General features: G+C 68.9%; 19 protein-coding genes and 3 pseudogenes. 17 read left to right on the top strand and 5 right to left on the bottom strand.

Annotated features, from left to right (window positions below; all coding sequences use genetic code 11):
- Positions 1 to 209: 209 nt before the first annotated feature.
- From E6R62_RS40445 to E6R62_RS36555, 4 genes and pseudogenes are all read right to left on the bottom strand, one after another.
- Positions 210 to 412 (bottom strand): annotated as a pseudogene (locus E6R62_RS40445) (IS5/IS1182 family transposase); the annotation flags it as partial.
- Positions 413 to 779: 367 nt separating this feature from the next.
- Positions 780 to 1,096 (bottom strand): annotated as a pseudogene (locus tag E6R62_RS36545) (DUF427 domain-containing protein).
- Between the two features lie 331 nt (positions 1,097 to 1,427).
- The gene (locus E6R62_RS36550) at positions 1,428 to 1,649 is read right to left on the bottom strand and encodes a DUF397 domain-containing protein (RefSeq protein WP_136217763.1); all 222 of its coding nucleotides are present in this window, start codon (positions 1,647 to 1,649) and stop codon (positions 1,428 to 1,430) included.
- Positions 1,646 to 2,551: a helix-turn-helix transcriptional regulator gene (locus E6R62_RS36555; protein WP_168714300.1), complete on the bottom strand. Its 906-nt coding sequence runs from the start codon at positions 2,549 to 2,551 to the stop codon at positions 1,646 to 1,648. Before E6R62_RS36555 ends, E6R62_RS36550 begins: the two co-directional genes overlap by 4 nt.
- 191 nt (positions 2,552 to 2,742) lie before the next feature.
- On the opposite strand from E6R62_RS36555, the gene E6R62_RS36560 reads away from it, so the two are divergent.
- The 4 genes and pseudogenes from E6R62_RS36560 to E6R62_RS36575 all read left to right on the top strand — a co-directional run bounded on the left by E6R62_RS36560 (position 2,743) and on the right by E6R62_RS36575 (position 5,350).
- Positions 2,743 to 3,168: an ATP-binding protein gene (locus tag E6R62_RS36560; protein WP_136217765.1), complete on the top strand. Its 426-nt coding sequence runs from the start codon at positions 2,743 to 2,745 to the stop codon at positions 3,166 to 3,168.
- 140 nt (positions 3,169 to 3,308) lie between these two features.
- Entirely contained in the window at positions 3,309 to 3,584 is a 276-nt protein-coding gene (locus E6R62_RS36565; protein WP_136217766.1) for a pentapeptide repeat-containing protein, read from the top strand.
- A 126-nt stretch (positions 3,585 to 3,710) separates the two neighbouring features.
- Positions 3,711 to 3,922, top strand: a pseudogene (locus tag E6R62_RS42140) (alpha-isopropylmalate synthase regulatory domain-containing protein); the annotation flags it as partial.
- A 612-nt stretch (positions 3,923 to 4,534) separates the two neighbouring features.
- Complete coding sequence (locus tag E6R62_RS36575; protein ID WP_136217767.1) at positions 4,535 to 5,350, top strand: alpha/beta hydrolase; 816 nt, start codon at positions 4,535 to 4,537, stop codon at positions 5,348 to 5,350.
- A gap of 111 nt (positions 5,351 to 5,461) precedes the next feature.
- Here E6R62_RS36575 and E6R62_RS36580 read toward each other — a convergent pair whose 3' ends face one another.
- A complete protein-coding gene (locus E6R62_RS36580) occupies positions 5,462 to 6,421 on the bottom strand; it encodes an XRE family transcriptional regulator (RefSeq protein WP_240802111.1) in 960 nt (319 codons plus the stop codon).
- Between the two features lie 543 nt (positions 6,422 to 6,964).
- On the opposite strand from E6R62_RS36580, the gene E6R62_RS36585 reads away from it, so the two are divergent.
- The 13 genes from E6R62_RS36585 to E6R62_RS36650 all read left to right on the top strand — a co-directional run bounded on the left by E6R62_RS36585 (position 6,965) and on the right by E6R62_RS36650 (position 18,716).
- Positions 6,965 to 7,393 carry a DUF6415 family natural product biosynthesis protein gene (locus E6R62_RS36585; protein ID WP_136217769.1) on the top strand — a complete coding sequence of 143 codons (429 nt, stop codon included), beginning with the start codon at positions 6,965 to 6,967 and terminating at the stop codon, positions 7,391 to 7,393.
- Between the two features lie 116 nt (positions 7,394 to 7,509).
- Positions 7,510 to 8,271, top strand: a complete 762-nt coding sequence (locus E6R62_RS36590; protein WP_240802112.1) for an NUDIX hydrolase — start codon at positions 7,510 to 7,512, stop codon at positions 8,269 to 8,271.
- A gap of 3 nt (positions 8,272 to 8,274) precedes the next feature.
- Positions 8,275 to 9,099: a 2-keto-4-pentenoate hydratase gene (locus E6R62_RS36595; protein WP_136217770.1), complete on the top strand. Its 825-nt coding sequence runs from the start codon at positions 8,275 to 8,277 to the stop codon at positions 9,097 to 9,099.
- Positions 9,100 to 9,128: 29 nt separating this feature from the next.
- Positions 9,129 to 10,007, top strand: a complete 879-nt coding sequence (locus tag E6R62_RS36600; RefSeq protein ID WP_136217771.1) for an acetylating acetaldehyde dehydrogenase — start codon at positions 9,129 to 9,131, stop codon at positions 10,005 to 10,007.
- Positions 10,004 to 11,029: a 4-hydroxy-2-oxovalerate aldolase gene (gene dmpG / locus E6R62_RS36605; protein ID WP_136217772.1), complete on the top strand. Its 1,026-nt coding sequence runs from the start codon at positions 10,004 to 10,006 to the stop codon at positions 11,027 to 11,029. Before E6R62_RS36600 ends, dmpG begins: the two co-directional genes overlap by 4 nt.
- Positions 11,026 to 11,886, top strand: a complete 861-nt coding sequence (locus E6R62_RS36610) for a CoA ester lyase (protein WP_240802113.1) — start codon at positions 11,026 to 11,028, stop codon at positions 11,884 to 11,886. Before dmpG ends, E6R62_RS36610 begins: the two co-directional genes overlap by 4 nt.
- Positions 11,883 to 12,416, top strand: coding sequence for a MaoC family dehydratase (locus E6R62_RS36615; protein ID WP_136217774.1), 534 nt, complete (start codon positions 11,883 to 11,885; stop codon positions 12,414 to 12,416). The genes E6R62_RS36610 and E6R62_RS36615 overlap by 4 nt, the downstream gene beginning before the upstream one ends.
- 11 nt (positions 12,417 to 12,427) lie before the next feature.
- Positions 12,428 to 13,597: an enhanced intracellular survival protein Eis gene (gene eis, locus E6R62_RS36620; RefSeq protein ID WP_136217775.1), complete on the top strand. Its 1,170-nt coding sequence runs from the start codon at positions 12,428 to 12,430 to the stop codon at positions 13,595 to 13,597.
- A gap of 910 nt (positions 13,598 to 14,507) precedes the next feature.
- The gene (locus E6R62_RS36630; protein ID WP_168714301.1) at positions 14,508 to 15,179 is read left to right on the top strand and encodes a hypothetical protein; all 672 of its coding nucleotides are present in this window, start codon (positions 14,508 to 14,510) and stop codon (positions 15,177 to 15,179) included.
- Between the two features lie 681 nt (positions 15,180 to 15,860).
- Positions 15,861 to 16,253 (top strand): DUF3846 domain-containing protein, encoded by a 393-nt coding sequence (locus E6R62_RS36635; protein ID WP_136217777.1) that lies wholly within the window; start codon positions 15,861 to 15,863, stop codon positions 16,251 to 16,253.
- Between the two features lie 56 nt (positions 16,254 to 16,309).
- A complete protein-coding gene (locus tag E6R62_RS36640) occupies positions 16,310 to 16,753 on the top strand; it encodes a hypothetical protein (RefSeq protein WP_136217778.1) in 444 nt (147 codons plus the stop codon).
- Positions 16,754 to 16,907: 154 nt separating this feature from the next.
- Positions 16,908 to 17,930, top strand: coding sequence for a DUF932 domain-containing protein (locus E6R62_RS36645; protein ID WP_240802114.1), 1,023 nt, complete (start codon positions 16,908 to 16,910; stop codon positions 17,928 to 17,930).
- Positions 17,931 to 18,014: 84 nt separating this feature from the next.
- The gene (locus tag E6R62_RS36650; protein ID WP_136217779.1) at positions 18,015 to 18,716 is read left to right on the top strand and encodes a PP2C family serine/threonine-protein phosphatase; all 702 of its coding nucleotides are present in this window, start codon (positions 18,015 to 18,017) and stop codon (positions 18,714 to 18,716) included.
- Positions 18,717 to 19,220 lie beyond the last annotated feature (504 nt).

Raw genomic sequence — 19,220 nt, forward strand, 5'->3', positions numbered from 1 at the left:
CGTCGTACGGCGACGTAACCAACCCTCCAGCACCGCCCGCTGGGCATCAGTGACCGACAACGGCGGAATCTTCGGACCCGGACGACTCATGCTCGACTAACGACGAATCTCTGACTCAGGTCACTAGTGGGATTTAGAGAGCCGCCGAGATCAAACGCATCCTGCCTACCTTCTGGCCACCGAGGTGCCCGGCGAGAACGCGAAACGGGACGGGACAGGTCCAGCCGGAGCGAGGCAACGGTCACCGTTCCGTGGAAGACGTAGGCACGCTTGTCGAAACGGGTGGTGACGACCGGGGGCATTTGAGCGCATTGAATGTCCGCTCTACTTCGTTGCGGCCTGCATAGACCGACTTGTCAAAGCCGGGTCGACCACCTGCGCTACCCCGGCGTTGGCGGCTGACCCGCTGGTCCAGGGCCACCCAGTCCGCTTCAAACGCCTGCGCCTGGATGTCACGGTGGGCGACGTGCCCCGGTTCGGGGAGGGGAGAACCGTGGCCGCGGGTTGAGAAGCCGAGGCGGGGTGCGGTGTCGGTGCCTGACGATTCGCCGGTGCGTGTGCCCCGGTAGGTGGTGAGTGAAGTGGTGAGTCGCCGGTGGGTGGGGGCCGGTGAGTTGTGAGCGGATCGGTAAGTCGCCGAGTGGGGGCGCCGGAAGCTGCGAGCATGTCGGGTCGGTGCCCGTGCTTGACTCAGGCCGGTTCGCCGGTTCGCCGGTTCGCCGGTTCACTCGGTGGGCGTGGCATCGGCACCGGGGGAGCTGCAGGCCACCGCAGGCCGGTCAGAGGACCTCGGTGTCGTAGAAGCAGAGGTGGTCCTTGATCGCGGCAACGTCCGGCTTGGGGTCCGCCAGACGAGGTCGGTGGCTCCGGGTACGGACCAGTAGCGGGCGTCGCCCTTGAACGGGCAGTGGGTGGTGGTGTCGGAGGGGGTCAGCAGATCGGTGCGTACGTCCTGGCGTGGCAGGTAGTACCGCGGGGGGCAACCTGTCTCGCGCAGCACCAAGGGGCGCCGGCTTTCGGCCAGGACCTGTCCGTCCTTCACGACGCGAACGTGCTCGGTGCCCTGTTCGATGGTGATGTCGTGTCCACGTGTCATACGCTCCTCAGCGCACCCGGCCGGGGAATTCTTCCCGCAATCCCTCCTGGGCGTCGTGGGACATCGGCCCGGAGACAGATCGGGGGTCGCCCAGGAGCTTGGCGGGCCGGCCTGCACGCCAGGCAGGGCGGGGCCTCGCAGAAGGCGAGACGGTCCAGGTGCTGAACACGCTGCTGCCGAAGCCGGTCATCCGGCGCTGACTCCCTGGTATTGCCATATAGGCGAGGCCCGGATTCGCCAGCTGTTGGCTGGGGAATCCGGGCCACTTTCTTGGTCCGGCCCCAAGATCCCGCGAATGAGCACGCGGAAGGCCACGCCCTGGGTGTGGCGCCTACCTCACGCAGCCCCGGACCGCGTAGCCGACGAACGTCCTGAACGCGGTCGGAGCGAGCGTGATGACCGGGCCGCCCTCCAGCTTCGTGTCTTGCACGGCCACGCCGTCCAGCCCGACGGACGCGAGTGGGGCCACCCCCACGCACTGACTTTGATCGTTGCCCGAGTATGACGACTTGAAGAAGTGCAGGAGCGCGACTTGGGAGGGGCTGAGCTTCATGCCTTGAGCCTTTCGAGATGGGTTTTCAAAAGCTCCCGGGACTGATCCACGGGGAGAGCAGCGGAGGCGGTGAAGTCGAAACCGGCGGCCAGCACCTCGACCTCGCGCGGGTCTTCGGTGTGTTTCCCGCCCGTCGCCGAGTCCACGGAGGCGACCGGCGCCCACGGGTGCGCGAACTCCAGCAGCGTCAGCCCGCCGTTCGACCCGTAAGCCGGGTGCGTCGAGAGCGGTACGACCTGAACCGTGATACCCGGCCGGCTCCCGAGATCCAGCAGGTGACGTACCTGGTCGGACATTACGGTGCCGCCGTCTCCGAGATGCGCATGGAGCGCCGCCTCGTGGACCAGGGCGTGGAGCTCCACGCCCTTGCCGGCACGGGACAGCACCTCCTGACGGCCCAGCCGCACCGCCACCAGCGTCTCGGCCCGCTCTGCAAGCTGCTCTTGAGACCGGCCGATCAGCTCCCGTGCGTACCCGGGCGTCTGGAGCAGGCCGGGAACGACTACCGGATGCATCAAACGCAGCCGCTGCGCGTCGCCCTCAAGTTCGATGAAGTCCACGAAGGACTGCGACAGATGCCGGGCGTAGGAGGCCGTCCAGCTCGACCCCGGAGGAGTTTCCGCCGCAGCGGCCACCGCCCGCACCGCCACCGGATCCGTGATCTTGTATGCGGACGCCAGCCGGAGGACATCGCCCTCTCCCATGTGGTATTTGGCCTTCTCCAGCCGGGACAGGCGGGTGAAGTCGATCGCGGAGCCCTCGGAAGCCTCCCGGAGTGTCAGCCCTGCGGCTTCTCGCCACGCCGTCACCATCGCCGCCGCCCGCCGCGCCTTCACCGAAAGCGCAGGCAACTTCCTCCGCGTGGCGCGAGGTTGCGCCTCTGTTGCGCGTGTCTGCGTCATGCGGCGCAGCATCCCACACCCCGGAGCACCGCCAACACCCCGCGCATATGCCAACTTTCAGCGAAAGCGTGCTCCTTGTTGCGCAAGACGTGCGGATAGGAGCAAGCTACCGCTCACACGGTCATGTTCACCCAGAGCACACCGTGCTGCTACGCACAGTCATGTCCGCAACCGGCCGGAAAGCCGAGTCCATGACCCTTCACGCGCGACCCATCACCCACGCCACCGGGCACCCCGCCTACACCGAAACGTTCCCGGCCCTGCCGGAGTCCGTCGGCAGAGCCCGCCGCTTGGTCCGCCTCGCCGTCACCACCTGGAGCCTGGAGGCGCTGGCTGACGACGTGGCCCTGATCGCATCAGAACTCGCCACCAACGCCGTCCAGCACGCGAACGTGGCCAGCTTCCGCATCACGGTCGTCCGGCTGGACGCCCACCGCGTACGGGTCGCCGTCATAGACACCAAGAAGACGTTCGTCCCCACGCCCCCCGCCGCCGAACTCGACGCCGAGCAGGGCCGCGGCCTCCGCCTCGTCGCCGCCCTCGCCGACACCAGCGGCCAGGAACCCCTCAACTGGGGCAAGCGCATGTGGGCCGATGTCGAATATGCCTCGCCCTGACCGCAACCAGCCAGTCGGAGCCCTAGGTGATCAGTCACGGCGCCGCCCGTCGAGCGACAAGGGGTTGGAACTGGACCTGAGCCGCACCGACCTACGGGGCTGGAAGCCTGCGCATCCGTACGAAGAGAAGGAAGGCGACGATGTGCTCGGAAGTGTTCCTGGCTCCCGTCGGAAGCACCAAGGCGTCGCAGGCCGGGCGCGCGCGTGCCACTCTGCGGGGTGCACAGCTCAGCGTTGCGAACCTCTCGGGAGGGAACCTGGCGGGCGCGGATCTGTCCGGGGCGGACATCACCAATGCCGACCTGTCGACGGCCGACCTCACGGGTGCGAATCTCACCGGTGCCATCGTCAAGGGTACGAAGTGCAGTGGTGCCCAGCTCGAGCGGGGACGCGGCATCCCGCCGTCTTTCCGATAGAGCCAACCCGCATCGCAGGACCGGCTCGGAAGCCCCCATCCACGCAGTCCACCACCCGGGTGCTGATCTCCACGACGGACGGCGCCCGCGAATGGTCCACGGTCGGCGTCGTCCCGAACGTGATCGCGGCCTATCGTCGAGGACCGTCCGGACGGCACCCACGCCAACGAGGCCACGGTCAAACTGTGGGCCAAGGGCGAGCGGATCGCGGCGACGGCCGAGGGCAACGGCCCCGTCAACACCCTCGACCGGGCGCTGAGGGTGGCGCTGGAACGGTTTTACACCCGCTGGCCAAGTTCGAGCTGGTGGACTACAAGGTCTGCATCCTGGAGGGAAAGCACGAGGTCGCAGCCGGGACGACGCGGCACACGCTGGTCACCGTCGTGCGCGTCCACGGATGACGCGCGCCTCGCCAGCAGTATGCGCAGAGCCCGCCATAGGTCAGCTCTGGCCCTGAGAAGTGCCTTGCACCGCTCACATAGCGGTTCGTCGGCGCCCCGGAACGCGCGCAAGGCTGGTGACTTCACCTGTGCGGGCGACCCGCGCTTCCCGAGCTGATCAGCCGGACTGCCCGCAGTCGGCAGCGGAGCCGGCCACCCACGCCATGTGACAGATGCCGGTCTGAACTCAGCTGGCCGGTCAGCAGTACCTGCGCGGGTGAACTGGCAAGGTCAGGGCGTTGACGGGAGTCTGGGCGGGAATGTCCGTGCCCGGATCGCCCGCAACGGCAGCGGCGGCCTTGCAGGTGGGCTTGGACCGCCGGATGCGGGGCCGCGGCGTCGGCTCGGTGGCACCGATCTCGCTCAGCTCTGCGGCGGACCAGCCTGCCGCTGCCGCCACGGCGTAGGCCTTCCCGTACGGCGCTTCGGTGTCGGCGAGCTCGCGTACGCATCGTGTAGAGCCGACAGAATTCGTCTCGACAGGCTCTGCGTGTCTCTACCATCGGTGGTATGGCTCCTGAGCGCGAGGTTCGGTTCCGGTCGTTGGACGGTACGGGGTTGTCCGGGACGGTGACGTTGGAGGAGGAAAGCAGTCGTCTGGCGGTTCTGGTGCACGGGGCGGGGGTGACCCGGCATGAGGGGGGGTTTTTCACCCGGCTGGCCGAGGGTTTGGCGTCAGGTGGTGTGCGGTGCCTGCGGTTCGATCTGCGAGCGCATGGGCAGAGCGCAGGCCGGGAGCAGGAGGTCACGATCGCTGGCGTGGCCAATGACATCCGAGCAGCTTGCGACTGGCTGCGTGCCGACGCCGGATCGGCGGCTGCCGCGGTGCACGTGGTCGCTGCGTCGTTCTCCGGCGGCGCAGCGGCGCTGCACGCGGCTTACCGCCCGCAGGACGTGGACCGCCTGGTGCTTCTCAACCCGCGACTGGACTACAGGGACCGATACGTGGACAGCCGCCCCTACTTCGACGGCGACTACATCAATGGGACTGCTGCCCGTGACCTGGACGAGCAGGGGTTCACTGAGAAGTCTCCGTTCGAGTTGGGCCGTGCACTGCACAACGAGGCCTTCTACCTCGACCCTGGAATGTACTTGCGGGCGGTGCAGGCGCCGACGCTGCTGGTGCACGGGACCAGGGACACGTTTGTGCCGGTGGATTCCTCACGCCGCCATCTGGCTTACTTCGGCGGTCACGCCGAGTTGATGGAGTTGGAAGGGGCGCAGCATGGCTTCGCTGTGCACGACGACCCTGCCTATGCGGACCCGCAGACGCAGATTTGGCAGGCGCAGGTGATCGAGCGGGTCACTCGATTTGTGATGGGCTAGCTGCACGGCCTGGGGCGGATCGGCGTACGCGACTTGGAGACAGAGCTCACCGGGACGGGCTGAACCAGCGACGAGCAGGGGACCGGCTGGGACGAGTGGCAGCGCTGGCTCCTAGACGGGTGTCAGGGTGGTGAGGGCCTGGCGTAGTTCGCGGACGGCGGGCCTGCGTGCGTGCGGGCGCAGGTCCCCTAGGGTGCGGCGGATTTCTGCGAGGGCTTGGCCGAAGCCGGGTCCTGCGGCGAGGCGGAGCGCGGTGAGGCCGGTTGTGGCTGCCTGGTCGGGTTCGCCTGCTGCCGCCAGAGCACCTGCGAGGTGTGCGCTGAAGAACGCGCGGTCTCTGGGGGCGAAGACGCCGCGGGTGAGGTGCTGTTGCAGTAGGTCCACGGCTTGGGTGGACTGGCCGGCTTCGCGGTAGCTGATGGCGCTTTGGGCCATGAGCCGGTCGGTGTTGTACCCGGCGCACAGGGGACCGGTGCAGGTTGGGGGTTCGGCTGGTCCGGCTTCGCTGAGTGCCTTGTGTGCCTGGTCGAGGCTGTGTGCGATGGTGTCCGGGCGAGAGCCGGTCAGGGCGAGGGCGCGCGCGTGCTGCTGGAGGGCTTCGGCGCGAGCCCGGGGCGGTAGTTTCCATGGGCCGTGGGCGGCCGCGTGGGCGAGGTCGAGCATGCGGGCGGCGTCGCGGCGGTCGATGGCCTGCGCCTTGCGCAGGAGGACGTAAGCCTGCATGGGTCCGTCGCCGGTGACGGTCGCCCATTCCGCTGCCCGGTCATAGAAGTACAGGGCGACGTGGGGCGGGGCGCCGGCGTCGCGGTGGAGGAAGGCAGTGAACTCCGCCGCTCGGGCGCCGATGGCGAGCAGGTCCTTGCGTACCGTGTCGGAGGCTTCATGGGCGAGGACATCGATGACGCAGAGGATGTCCATCGCCTTCGGCAGGGCGTTGCGTGGCCCGGTGCTTCCGTCCGCCCGAGCTGCCTCGTCGAGCGCCGCGCGCAGATGGTCGACCAGGTACCGGTCCTTGTAGCGGCTGGCGTCCACGATCTGCGCCGTCAGCCGGCCTCCGCCTGGGGAGCTCACTTGAGGGGTTGCAGCGGCGAGTGCGCCGTGAAGAAAAGAGCGTCGCCGCACTGCGGCTTCACCTTCCTCGATAGCGGATTGTGCTCGGCCGCGGTTTGGGGTGAAGCCCAGTTCTTCCAGGGGCACGCCGAACATCGTGCGCAGCACCCGCCTTGCCGATCGGGTCGGCCAGCCCGGTCGCGCTGATTCCCAGCGACGTACTTGACGCACGTCGATGGTGACTGGCTCACCCAGGGAAGCGGCGTGCCGGGCGTATGCCTCGGCGACATCAGCCTGGCTGTGCCAGCCACGCTCGAGCCGGGCTGTTCGGAAGGCGGGGTTTCCTGGGATCTGTGGCATGGCTACCCCCGGTCAGGACGGTGCGGCAAAGGACGGCCGTCGAGTGCGGCCGCATACCAGTGTCCCGCTGACGGTACTCCCGTGGGATGTCCTCCGACATGTCCTCGCTGCCTTCCGCGGTCACTCGTACGGTCCTTGGGTGAGAGCCGGTGGCTGCCAGCGGTCCGGTTCTGCGCTTGGCGATCACTCGCAGGAGGGACACGTATGACCGCATCCACACAGTCCGCCGGCTTTTTCATGGTGCCCGCGGGCGAATGCCACGCTGATGTGCTCTTGGACATCACCGTCATCAGCGAGTCCGTCACCATCATCCTCGAACCTCGCGACACCGTTCCGCCGGCTGTGGTGCGTGACCTGTGGTTCCGGTGGCTCACCGGGCACCTCAACCTTCTGCTGGATGTCGTATGCACCGGCCCGACCGCAGATGCGGAAGCGGTCCAGGACGACGAGTTGGTGGCCGAAGTCGTATCCGATACCCGCCGTACTCTGGCAGCCGGACTCCCCGCCGGTGGAGCCCAGGCACTCGTCCGGTTGCAGGAGCTGGCCCGTACCTGCCGATTCCTGCTGGGACTGGCTCACGACCGCGCCGTTGTCGACGGATCGCTGAGTGTCTGTCACTCACAGCCTGAATGAACCGGACAAACCCGCCCCCGCGATCCACGGCAAGGCTCACCTGCCATGCGTGTCTCGGCCTGATGCCGTGCCGAGTGCCCAACCGGCCCCTGAAGAGGCCTGATATGGAGCTTGTCTTGACTACCACTCCGTCCAGCCCCGCCGTCGAACTCCTTGACGCACGCCACGTCCACTTCGTGGAAACGGCGCCCCCGCCACTGACCGCGGCACAGACTGCGGCGATGAACCGCAGGTGGGAAGCGATGACCGGAGACAACCCCTCACTCTTCGACGGACCGGTCGTCGTGTGCACCGGGGTGGAGCGTAAGGACCCGCAGACGTTGGTGCTGTCGTGGTGCCGCGCCACCTATCGTCTTCTCACCTTGCGTCTGGACGCGGAACACGCGGTCCCGGCGCCGTCCGTCTTCGTCACCGTCGCCCAGCCGACCACCGACGGGGCTCTGCTGGTGGGCCGGATGGCAGACTCGACCGTCGCCTCCGGACGGTGGCAGCTGCCCGGGGGCACGATCGAGCCGCCCACCGCAACCGCCAGGCTCGACCAAGAGGCGTCAGCTCGCCATGCCGCCCGGGAACTTGCCGAAGAAGTCGGCCTCACCGTGGCGCATGAGGAGTTGACGCTGTGGGCGGTGACACGTGGAAACTGGGGGAACTTCGGCCTGCACTTCCGCTCACCCGCCCAGCCAATCACCACACTTGAGGACGCCCATCTGAGTCTCACCACCCGTTCCCGGGCACAGGGCCTCATCCCGGAGCTGGACCGGATCAGCTTCATCCGCTCACAGGCCGACCTTGCCGGGCTCGGTGGCCCCACGGCTGACTTCATGCCCGCACTCGCGGCACTGCACTCCCGGTACGGGCAGTCAGGAATCGGGGGTTAGCCGATGCCGACCCACGAGCGCACCGCTGAGCTTCGGGCCGGTCAGCGCACAGGCGACGAGGTTCTCATCCAGCTGGCCGCAGAGCTTGCCGTGGCAAGGCGCACTCACGCCCCGGCCGAGCTGATCTCCCCTCGCTACCCCCACCTGTCTTTGGCCGACGCCTACCGCATCCAGCAAGTCGGCACTGTCTGGCGCATGGCGGCCGGGGCCAAGGTCGGCGGACACAAGGTTGGTCTGACCTCCACCGCGATGCAGGAGCAGATGGGCATCCACGAACCCGACTCCGGCGTCATCTTCGACGACATGATTGTCGCCGGCGGTAGCACGCTGCGCGTCAGCGATTACATGAACCCGAGGATCGAGACCGAGATCGCGTTCCGGCTCGCACGGGACCTGCAGGGGCCGACGGACTTGAACGGCGTACGACAAGCGGTGGGGGAGGTGCTTCTCGCCTTCGAGGTTCTCGACACCCGTTTCAACAGCTGGGACGTCACGCTGGTCGACAGCATCGCCGACAACGCCGCATGCGCGGGCGTCATCACAGGCCGCCCCGTCCGGTTCGATCCGGCCCTGGATCTCGGCGGCGAGCAGATCACCGTCGTCGCCAACGGCGGCCCCGTCGCGTCCGGAGCGGGATACGACATCCTCGGCGACCCCCTGAAGGCACTGGTCTGGCTGACGCACCGCCTGCCCGTCCTGGGCACCACCCTGCGCGCCGGAGACATCGTCCTGGCCGGGTCGGTCCACGCCAGCTTCCCGCTCACCCCCGGTATGGACATCCGGGCCACATCCACCCACCTGCCCTCAGTGCACCTGAACGTTCTCTGACCCGAAACCACCAGCGAACGGAGTACACCGTGCTGAACACGGCCGTCCTCGGTACCGGTCTCCTCGCCCTCGACCTGGTCGAGCGCATCCAAGCCTCCCCGCACCTGCGCTGCGGGCTCGTCATCGGCCGCACCCCGCAAAGCAACGGGATGGCCCAGGCCGCCCGCATGGGCTGCGCCACCGCGGCCGGAGGCATCACCGCGCTCGCCGACGCAGGCGACGCCTTCGACATCGTCTTCGACGTCACCAACGCCTTCGCCCACCCCGGCCACTGGGCGAAGCTCGCCGACACCGGCGCGACCCTCATCGACCTGACCCCCACCAGCGGCGGCACCCTGATCGTGCCCGCCGTCAACGGCGCGCAGGCCGCCGCGCACCGGCACATCGGCCTCATCACCTGCGGCGGACAGGCATCGATCCCCATCCTGCACGCCATCGCCCAGCACTACCGGCCCCACCACGTGGAGATGGTGGCCACCGTCGCCAGCCGAAGTGTCGGCAGGGCCAGCCGCCTCAACCTCGACGAGTACATCGAGGCGACCGGGTCCGCGATCGGGCAGTTCACCCAAGCCGGCACCGCCAAAACCATGCTGAACATCAGCCCGGCTGCGCCTCCGCCGCCCTTCCGCGTCGCGATGACGATCGTCGCCCCCGGCGTCAGGCCGGGCCCCGTCCGCGAGCTCGTGGAGTCCGCCGCCACCACCATGCGGGCCTTCGTCCCCGGATACCGCCTCCTCTCGTGTGCCGTCACCGGCGACACGGCTCGTGTGGTCGTGGAGGTCACCGCCACCCGCGGGGGCATGCCGACGCACGCGGGCAACCTCGAAGTCATCAGCGCGGCCGCCATCTACGCGGCGGAGCAGCACGCCCTCGCCAAGATTCCCGCCCTGAAGGAGACCGTCCGATGAGGCCCCGCTCTCAGGCCCCGCTCGTCATCCACGACCCGACGCTGCGCGACGGCCAGCACGCCGTGCGCCACCAGCTCGACCGCGAACAAATCCGCTCCTATGCCGCCGCAGCCGACGCGGCCGGCGTCCCCGTGGTCGAGATCGGCCACGGCAACGGGCTCGGCGCGTCCTCCTACCAGGTGGGCCACGGCCGGCTCAGCGACGACGAGATGCTCTCCACCGCCCGCGAAGCACTCGCCCACAGCAGGATGGCCGTACTCATGGCACCGGCATGGGGCACCTCCGCCGACCTCGCAGGCGCCGTACGCCGGGGCGCGGACATCGCCCGCATGGCGGTCCACTGCACCGAGGCCACCGCCACCGAGCGACACCTCGGCGTGATCCGCGAACTCGGGGCCGAAGCCCAAGGCGTGCTGATGATGAGCCACATGGCCACCCCCGGCCAGCTCGCCGAGCAGTGCGCGCTGATGGTCGGCTACGGGGCGCAGGCCGTCGGCATCATGGACAGCGCCGGCCACTACCTGCCCGGCGACGTCACCGCCCGGATCACCGCCATCACCACCGCCGTGGACGTGCCCGTGATCTTCCACGGGCACAACAACCTCGGCATGGCCGTCGCGAACTCCGTGGCCGCCGTCGAGGCGGGCGCCCGCGTCATCGACGCGTGCGCCCGGGGATTCGGCGCCGGCGCGGGCAACACGCAGCTGGAAGTCCTCGTCCCCGTCCTGGAACGCCTCGGTCACCCCACCGGGATCGACGTGCGGCTGTTGGCCGACGCCGCCGACCTCGCCGAGCGCACCCTCATGCCCGCCCCGCCGACGATCGACTCCACCAGCCTCGCCAGCGGTCTCGCCGGAGTCTTCTCCGGATTCAACAAGCCCGTCCTGGAGGCCGCCACCCGTGAAGGCGTCCACCCCTGGGACCTGTTCCACGAACTCGGACGGCGTCAGATCATCGCCGGCCAGGAAGACGTGATCCCCGAAGCCGCCCGCAGCCTCAAGACCGAGGAGGTATGCCGATGAACACGCCAGCGCCCGCCGGAGTATGGATGATCACCCCCGGCCACGCCCCCACCCGCTTCCCGACAGCGCAAGCGAGCGGCGCGGATGTCGCCCTGGTCGACCTGGAGGACTCCGTCCCGCCGGCGGCCAAGCCCGACGCCCGCCACACTGCCCGCGCCTTCTTCACCACCCCCGTGCCAGCCGGCACCGTCCTGGGCGTACGCATCAGCTCGCCCACCACCCGCGACGGCATCCACGACCTCGCAGCCCTCGCCGACTACCCCGTGGGACCGCAGATCGTCCTGATCCCCAAGGTGGAATCGCCCCGCGACATCGAGATCGTCGCCGGCGCCCTCGACACCCCCGACCACACCCCCCACCTGTACGCGCTGATCGAGACCCCACGCGCTCTGGAGGAACTGCCGTCCATCGTGCGGGCCGAATGCATCGCGGGCGTCCTGTTCGGCACAGCCGACTACGCGACGGCCACCGGCTGCGGCAGGGGCTGGGAACCGATGCTCCACGCCCGCTCCATGCTCGTCGCCAGCGCCGCCACCGTAGGCATCCCCGCCATCGACTCCCCGTTCTTCGACCTCGACGACCTCGACGGCCTCCGGGATGAAGCCGAACGCGTCAAGGCCCTCGGCTTCGCGGGAAAGAGCTGCGTCCACCCACACCACCTCGACGTCCTGACGAACGTATTCAGGCCGACGGACGAGGAAATCACCGCCGCCCGCGCCATCGTGGCAGCAGCCGAGAACGCCGGCGGCCGCATCATCCGCATCGGCCACCAGATAGTCGGCCCGCCCATGGTCGCCGCAGCCCGCTCCCTGCTCGTGCGCGCGCAGGCCCGCACCGTCCGCGAGGTGACCGCATGAGCACCAGCGACACGCCCCAGGGGTACCGGCAGGTCGGCGAAGACCGCTTCCGGGAGATCGTCGGCCTCGGCTACCACGAGCTCCGGGAAGGAATGGTCATCGAGCACCGGCCCGGACGCACCATCACCGAGACCGACAACGTCCTGATGACCATGCTCGGCGGCAACGACGCCCCCATCCACACCGACGCCCACTACAGCAGCCTCACCGAATGGGACCGCCCCCTGGTATGCAGCAGCATCACCCTCCACATCGTGGGCGGCATGACCGTACGCAGCACCAGCGGCCTCACCATGGCCAACCTCGGCTTCGAGGAAATCCGCTTCACCCACCCCGTCTTCGTGGGCGACACCCTCTACGCGCAGACGCAGATCACCGGACGCCGCCTGTCCAACAGCCGACCGGACACCGGGATCGTCACCTGCCGCACGACCGGCCACAACCAGCACGGCAAGACCGTCATCACCTTCACCCGCAGCTTCTTCGTACCACTCGACGCCGACGCCGTCCGCGACCACACCAACTACTAGGAGGACACCGCATGTCCGATCCGCTCCGGATCATGGAGGCCGACGACGAGCTGTGGCAGGAGTACAACAACCTCGCCACCCGCAGCTACGGCCACCCCGTAGGCGACATCACCCGGCTGCGCCCCCACGCGGACATTCGCGTCGCGGTCCGCGACGGCCGTGTCGTCGCCGGCGGCCTGGGCCTCCTCACCGAGCAGTTCTTCGGCGGGGCCCCCGTCCCCTCCGCGATCATCAGCGCCGGGTGCGTCGCCCCCGAAGAACGAGGGGACCACCTCGCCGGCCGCCTACTCGCCGAACGGCTCCGCCCCCTGCGCGAACAGGGCGCGGTGATCTCCACCGTCTGGACCACCTCGAACGGGCACCTGCGCCGCCTCGGCTGGCAGGCACCAGTCCCCGTCTTCGCCTGGTCCATCGCCACCGAAGACCTCAAGCGCGGCTTCACCAGCCCGGGGCTCCACATCGAGCACGGCCGAGCAAAAGAAGGCGACGAGCTGCAACGCCGCCTGGCCCGGCAGTGGAACGGGCCCGTGCAGCGCCCCGACTGGTGGTCTGCCTGGATGGACGACAAGCAGCAGCTCACCACCTACCGCTTCGGGTCGGAGCAAGCGACGACGGGCCAATTGTCCCTCTCCATGAAGCGTCACCAGCGGCACGGTACGGACCTGACCGTGCACGACTTCTGGGCCGCAGACGCGGAGACCGTCAACGAGATGATGGCGTTCCTCGGCGGCCACCACACCCGCGCCGCCGCCGTCCACTTCCGGCGCTCCGCCTTTCCCCCGTACCCCGCGCTCCTGCACAACTTGCACCGCTACCGGTTGACAGCAGAGGCATGGCACCCGTGGATGCTCCGCATCCTCGACATCCCCGCAGCCGTTCGGATGCGCGGCTGGCCCAGCGACCTGACCATCGCCCTACCCATGGAGATCGAAGGCGAGAACGGCGGCAACTGGGAGTCGTACCTACTGGAAGTGAAGGACGGTACGGGCCAGCTCACCGAGACCCGCGCCCAAGGCGACGTCCAGCTCACCCGCGGGCAGCTCGCCGTCTGGTACGCAGGCGGCTACCAGACAGCAACCACAGCCTGCCTCGCGGGAGTCACCGCCAAGTCCGACGAAGCTTTGACCCAGCTGATCCGCGCCACCTCGGACCTCGAACCCTGGCTGCCCGAACACCTCTGACGGCTCCCCCCGACCGGCTGTGGGCGGAGTGCAGCCAGTTGGCCCGGGACTCCACCAGTAGATCCCAGGAGCACGGCCGCCAGGACCCGAGGCGTCAGGTCGGCGATCGACGCGAGCCACGGAACCGACGCGTACTCGGAGCATCGAGGAGGTCTTCGTCCATGCGACGACAACGCCGCGACGTGACCGCCGGTCACACTGGTACGGCCTCGTCGGCGCTTCGCCGGCGTCCTTGTGGCCGGGCGCCGTCGTCCGGCGGTGCCGCCCTGGCGCCGGTAGTCGTGGGGGAAGCCTGGGGGGAAACGTGGGGGGAAGCCTGGGGGGAAGCCTGGGGGGAAGCCTAGGGGGAAGCGGTATTGCCGGTGGTCTTGCATTTTGCCTGGTCAGGGGCGGTTTTCTGAGTGGTGAGTGGGCGGACTTATATGTCTGGAGGGGTGGTGTGCTGAGGCGAGTGTCGGGATGGCCTTCGGCCGTGAGTGGTGTGGGGGAGGCTTGGGCTGGTGCGGCTGTTGAGGGTCATCGATGCGATGGGCGTCTTTGCGTGTGCCGGTTCCTCGGAGGGCGGCCGGTTCGCATGGGGCGGAGGACGGTAAAGGGAGTTGCTCGGGCCGGACGCGAGGAGCGGAGAGACGCGAGGCGTGGCGAGATGAGTGTGGCCGACGCCCACTTCCGCTGGAGAGCGGGTGGCAAGGGCGCCGGCCGACCGAAGAACACACCACGAGAGAACCCGCAAGCGTCATCAGGGCGAGCATAGCGCTCCGGCGGCGTGTAGCCGGGAACCGAAGTGCACTTTTAGTGCGGTACATTTTTCGTGTTCGTGGGCCCGTCCTGAGACGGACCCCATGCACTGGCGCGCCGGCGCGCCGCATATCGGAAGGTCGGGATCGTGATCCGCGCTGGACGAGTCGCCGTGGGACGGCAGGAGCTTGCCGACGTGTTGGGGATGAAGTGGTCTGCCTTCTGCCGGGCCCAGCCCTACAGCGCGGAGGACTTTCCCGCGCCGGTCAGTTCCGCGGAGGGGAAGGTGCTGCTGTGGGACCTGGAGCAGGTCGAGGCATACCGTGACGGCCGGCCGCAGCCGGCGATCCCGTCGGGCGAGGATGACGGGGACCTGCTCGACCGCCGCGAGGCCGCGGACCTGTTGAAGGTGCAACCGCGCAGCTTCGACACCTATAAGACCGACCCCCGCCTCGCGGACCATGTCGTAGTGGTCGGCGGGGCCGAGCACTGGCCCCGCGCTGTCCTGCGCGCCTATGACGCAGCCCGAGGCACTGTGACAGGCCCCCGGGGCCGGCCGAAGGGATCAGGCGACATGGTCCCGCGGGATCTGCTCCCCGGCCGTATCGCCGAACTCCTCGACGCCAACCCCGCCGTGACCGCCGCCCATGCGGTCGACGTCCTCGGCATCTCGACCCCGGCCGCGCAAAAGCATCTGCGACAGGAGCGGGCGGTGCGCATCGCGGCGCTGATGCGCACCGAACCCGGCCTCGACGCCGAAGAAGCCGCGGACCGCCTCGGCTACCCGCCGGCACTCCGACGCACCGCCTTGAAAACCGCTCAGCAGCTCTACGACACTCCCTGACAGCCGACTTCCCCTGAGGGGGGTCACAGCCGCCCGGCCGTGACCCCCCTCAAAGCATTTGCAGCCCGGTGGGGGGCGGGCGTTGCGGGTCCGGTGCCGGCGGGGTGGGTGGCTCCGCTGCGCTGCGCCACCCTCCCCGCCCGCGGCCCAGTCGGAGGCGACTCCGCGGAAGGCGTGCCGGACTCCGCTTCGCTGCGTCCGGACCGAGTGCTGCGCACTCTCACGCCTCCCGCTGCACCGCCTCCACCAGGACCACGGGGCCGCGTGCCGCACTCCGCTGCGCTCCGTCACTCCGCTGCGCTGCGTACAGCGCCCACCCGGCTCCGCTCCGCTCCACCGGCCGTGCCCTCTTTGGCGGCACGCGCTGCGGGGTGGAGTGGGGGGCAAGAAATGCGGGGGTGCGCGCTGCGCGCGCAGAATACCCCCGCATGCCTCGCCCCCCACTCCACCCCTTGCCCTTCGCGCTGCGCGCGGCGGGGCCAACCGGCACCGGACCGCGCTGCCCGCCCCCCGCCGGGCTGCAAACAGCCTGTGACCTGGGAATACATCACTCTTTCGGGAAGGCCCCAAAGGTCATTTCCACCCCCCCGTTGCCATGGAAATGCAGTAGAATTCTCTTGTCGGTAGGGGAAGCAGCAAAGCCCCCGGCCGAAGAACCCCACCCCCGTCCAAGGGACAACCATGACCTTCACGCATGCGGCCGCTCCGTACGCGGTGACGATCCGGCCCGACGGCTGGTTCGAACTCGCCGACTGGACCCCCACCGCGACGGCGGCAGCCGACGCCCTGAACTGCCGGCTCGCCCGCCCTGTCGCCGTGAGCGCTCAGCTGACGATGTGGGTGGACGAGGACGCCGTATCGCACGGCCTTCCGTTCAACAGCCCGGCCGCCAAGGTACTTCGCGTACTCCGCGCCCACGCATACCCGTCCTTCGGCCCGATCCTCTTCACCGGCCGCACCGACCCCACCGCCGACCCCAGCGCCTACGGACTGACCGAGGACCAGGCGCTGCAACTGATCGAGCGGCACCTCACCCGCCTCGCGAAGATCCCGCAGCAGCGCACCCGCCGCTGAGATCCGCCAACAGCCGCGACGGGCGACAGAACCACACTCAGAGAAAGGGCATGTCCATGAGTTCCTACCCGACCCCCGCCGACCGTAGCTACAACCCGGCCGGCCTCGCGCGGCGTTCGGTCGACCTCGTGAGGTCGATTGCCAAGGTCGCCGGCGAAGGGGCACACCACCTCTTCGTCGCCCTGGTGAACCTCGACGGTGTCAGGGAGGCCGAGTGCACCATCACGGGCCCCGTGCTGGACGACCAGACCCCGGATGACGCTGTGGCGAAGGCCGCTTTCCTGCTCGCCGGGACCGTCTGCTGCGGCACGGCGATGGTGATCCTGCGCACGGTGGGCCCGGACGGGCAGGCAACCGTCATGTCCTGGGCGGTCAATGACCTGACCGCGCGCCCCGGCACGGCCGAGCAGAGCCGCATGGCGCATTGCATCAGCGAGGACCGCGACGACATGGCCCCCACCCCGGGGTTCAGGTTCGTGGACGCCCCCGCCCTCGCCTGACTGCCCCCCAGGGAGCGGCCGGCCTGTCTCTGGCGGCCTGCCGCTCCCCGGGACCCGGCCTCACCTGCACTCCACAGACAGACCGACCTACAGCGCCACCAGCGGCGGGGCGTGGCAACGCCGCCGCAACCGACGAACACCGACCCCAACGCACATGACGGAGGACAACCCCATGGCCCACGAGATCGAGCAGTTCACCGACGGTACCGCTGCGTTCGTGAGCGCGCGTGAGAGTGCGTGGCACCGGCTGGGCACCGTGACGGCCGATGCCCTGACCGCCGAGGACGCGATGCGTCTTGCCGCCCTCGACGGGTGGAACGTCCGATTGATCGGGCTCCACGCGACCGAACTCACGGCCGACGGCACGACCCTGTTGGACGTGCCGAACCACCGGGCGAGCGTACGCACCCACCCCAAGACGGGCCGCCCGGAGACCCTCGGAGTGGTCGGCCCCGACTACACGCCGGTACAGAACGAGGAGCACGCCGAGTTCTTGAACTACCTGGTGGACGAGTCCGGGGCGCACTTCGAGACGGCGGGTTCGCTGCGGGAAGGCCGACAGGTCTTTCTGACGATGAAGCTGCCTCAGTCCCTGACCATCGGCCGGGATGACGCGGTCGATCTCTACATCGCGGCGTTCAACTCCCACGACGGCAGCAGCGCGTTTCGGATCGTCGTCACACCCGTCCGGGTCGTCTGCGCGAACACCCTCCGCGCCGCCCTCAGGGACGCCAAGAGCAGCTACACCGTCCGCCACACCTCCGGCGCACGCGGACGCATCGCCCAGGCCCGGCAAGCTTTGGGGCTGACGTTCAAGTACGCCGAGGAGTTCGAAAAGTCAGCCCAACGCATGCTGGACGCCGAGATGTCGACCCCGGCACTGCGCACGGTGGTGGACACGCTGTGGCCGGCCTCCGACAACGACAGCGCCCGGAAGAAGACCAATCGGGACACCAGGTGGGCCAGCATCCGAAACCTCTTCGAGCAGGCGGACACACAGGCCGACATCCGGGGCACGGTCTGGGCGGGCTACAACGCGATCACGGAGTACGCCAACCACGTGGCCCCGGCACGCGGAGCGAGCCCCGCACTAAAGAACGCCGCCCGAGCCGAGCGAGTGATCACGGGAACGGCCGACGACGTGATGGAACGCGCCTTCCGTCTCATGACCGTGTAGCTGCCTCCCCCCAATCCGCCCGGCACGTCTCACGGGGCGGGAGAACCTCTCCCGCCCCGTGGCACCGTCTGACAGGAACTCACCATGCCTATCCACGCCACTGCCCAGCTGATCGGCGGACGCTCGCACCAGTGCGACGCAACCGCGACCTACACCCACCGGGGTACCCGCGCCTACGTCCTGCTTGACGGGATCGGCAGCACCGAGGAAGTCCAGACATGGACCCAGACGGCCGCGCGTCGCTTGGCCCGCGCCGCCGCCTACTCAGGGGCTTTGGTAGGTCTGCGCGCCGTGCACGCCGCGCGAGCGGCCGAGCTCGCCCGCGCCGGCTGGTACGCCGAGTACATGCCCAAAGCCGTCGCGGTCGTCGCGGTCGCAGCACCCGGCAGTGACTTGGAAGTGGCCTGGTGCGGTGACGCCCGCGCCTACCGACTTCCCTCCGCTTCCGGGCCACTGTGCCGACTGACGACCGATCACAACCGACGTCAACAGCTACTCGACATGGGAGTCGACCCCGGACCCTACTCCCGCAACATCGTCACGTCCTACCTGGGAGACACCAGCCCCCACGCCCCCATCGGTTCGGTCACGGCCCCGAACAGCGGTAGGCTCCTGCTGGCCAGCGACGGGGCATACGAGCCGCTCGAAGACGCCCAACTCACCCTGGCAGACCACCTTGAAGGCTCACCGCAGCGAGCGGCCCGAACCTTGGTCTCGACCGCCATCGAGCACGGAGGAAGCCGCGCCGACAACGCCACGGTCCTCCTGGCGGATCTTGACAGGTAAACCGAGTACGAGCCTGGCCTCGCAGAGGTACTGGCCCGGAATCCGGGAAGCTACACAGTGCATCACATCTGCCCAGAATTCCAGAGACTATCCGAGCAATAGAATGAAGCACCCTGCCTCGCTCGAAGTGCGGGACCTCGCATCCCGCACTCGACAACCCACCCCCTCCGTTGCTGCCGGCCAGGCCCGCGCAAGCGGGCCCAGTCCTGAAGGCGAAGCCGAAAGGACCAGGGTGGGAGCGAAGCGGACACCCCAACAAGCCGAAGGCCCAGACCCTGTGAAACGGGGTCACCTCCCGTGCGCAGCACGCGAGCCCTGGCCCGCGAAGCGGGCCCTTGTCCGGGTGCAGCGAAGCGAAGACCCGGACAGTCCGCAGCGCAGCGGAGGACTCCGGCCCGAAGGGCCGGCCTTGGCCTCGCTTGCGAGGCCCCGAGCCGCAACGCGGCTCGGTTTCCCTCCCATGCGCGCAGCGCATGGGTACCCGCGGAGCGGGTACCCATGCGC

Source organism: Streptomyces sp. A1136 (assembly GCF_004795055.1).
Lineage (GTDB): Bacteria > Actinomycetota > Actinomycetes > Streptomycetales > Streptomycetaceae > Streptomyces.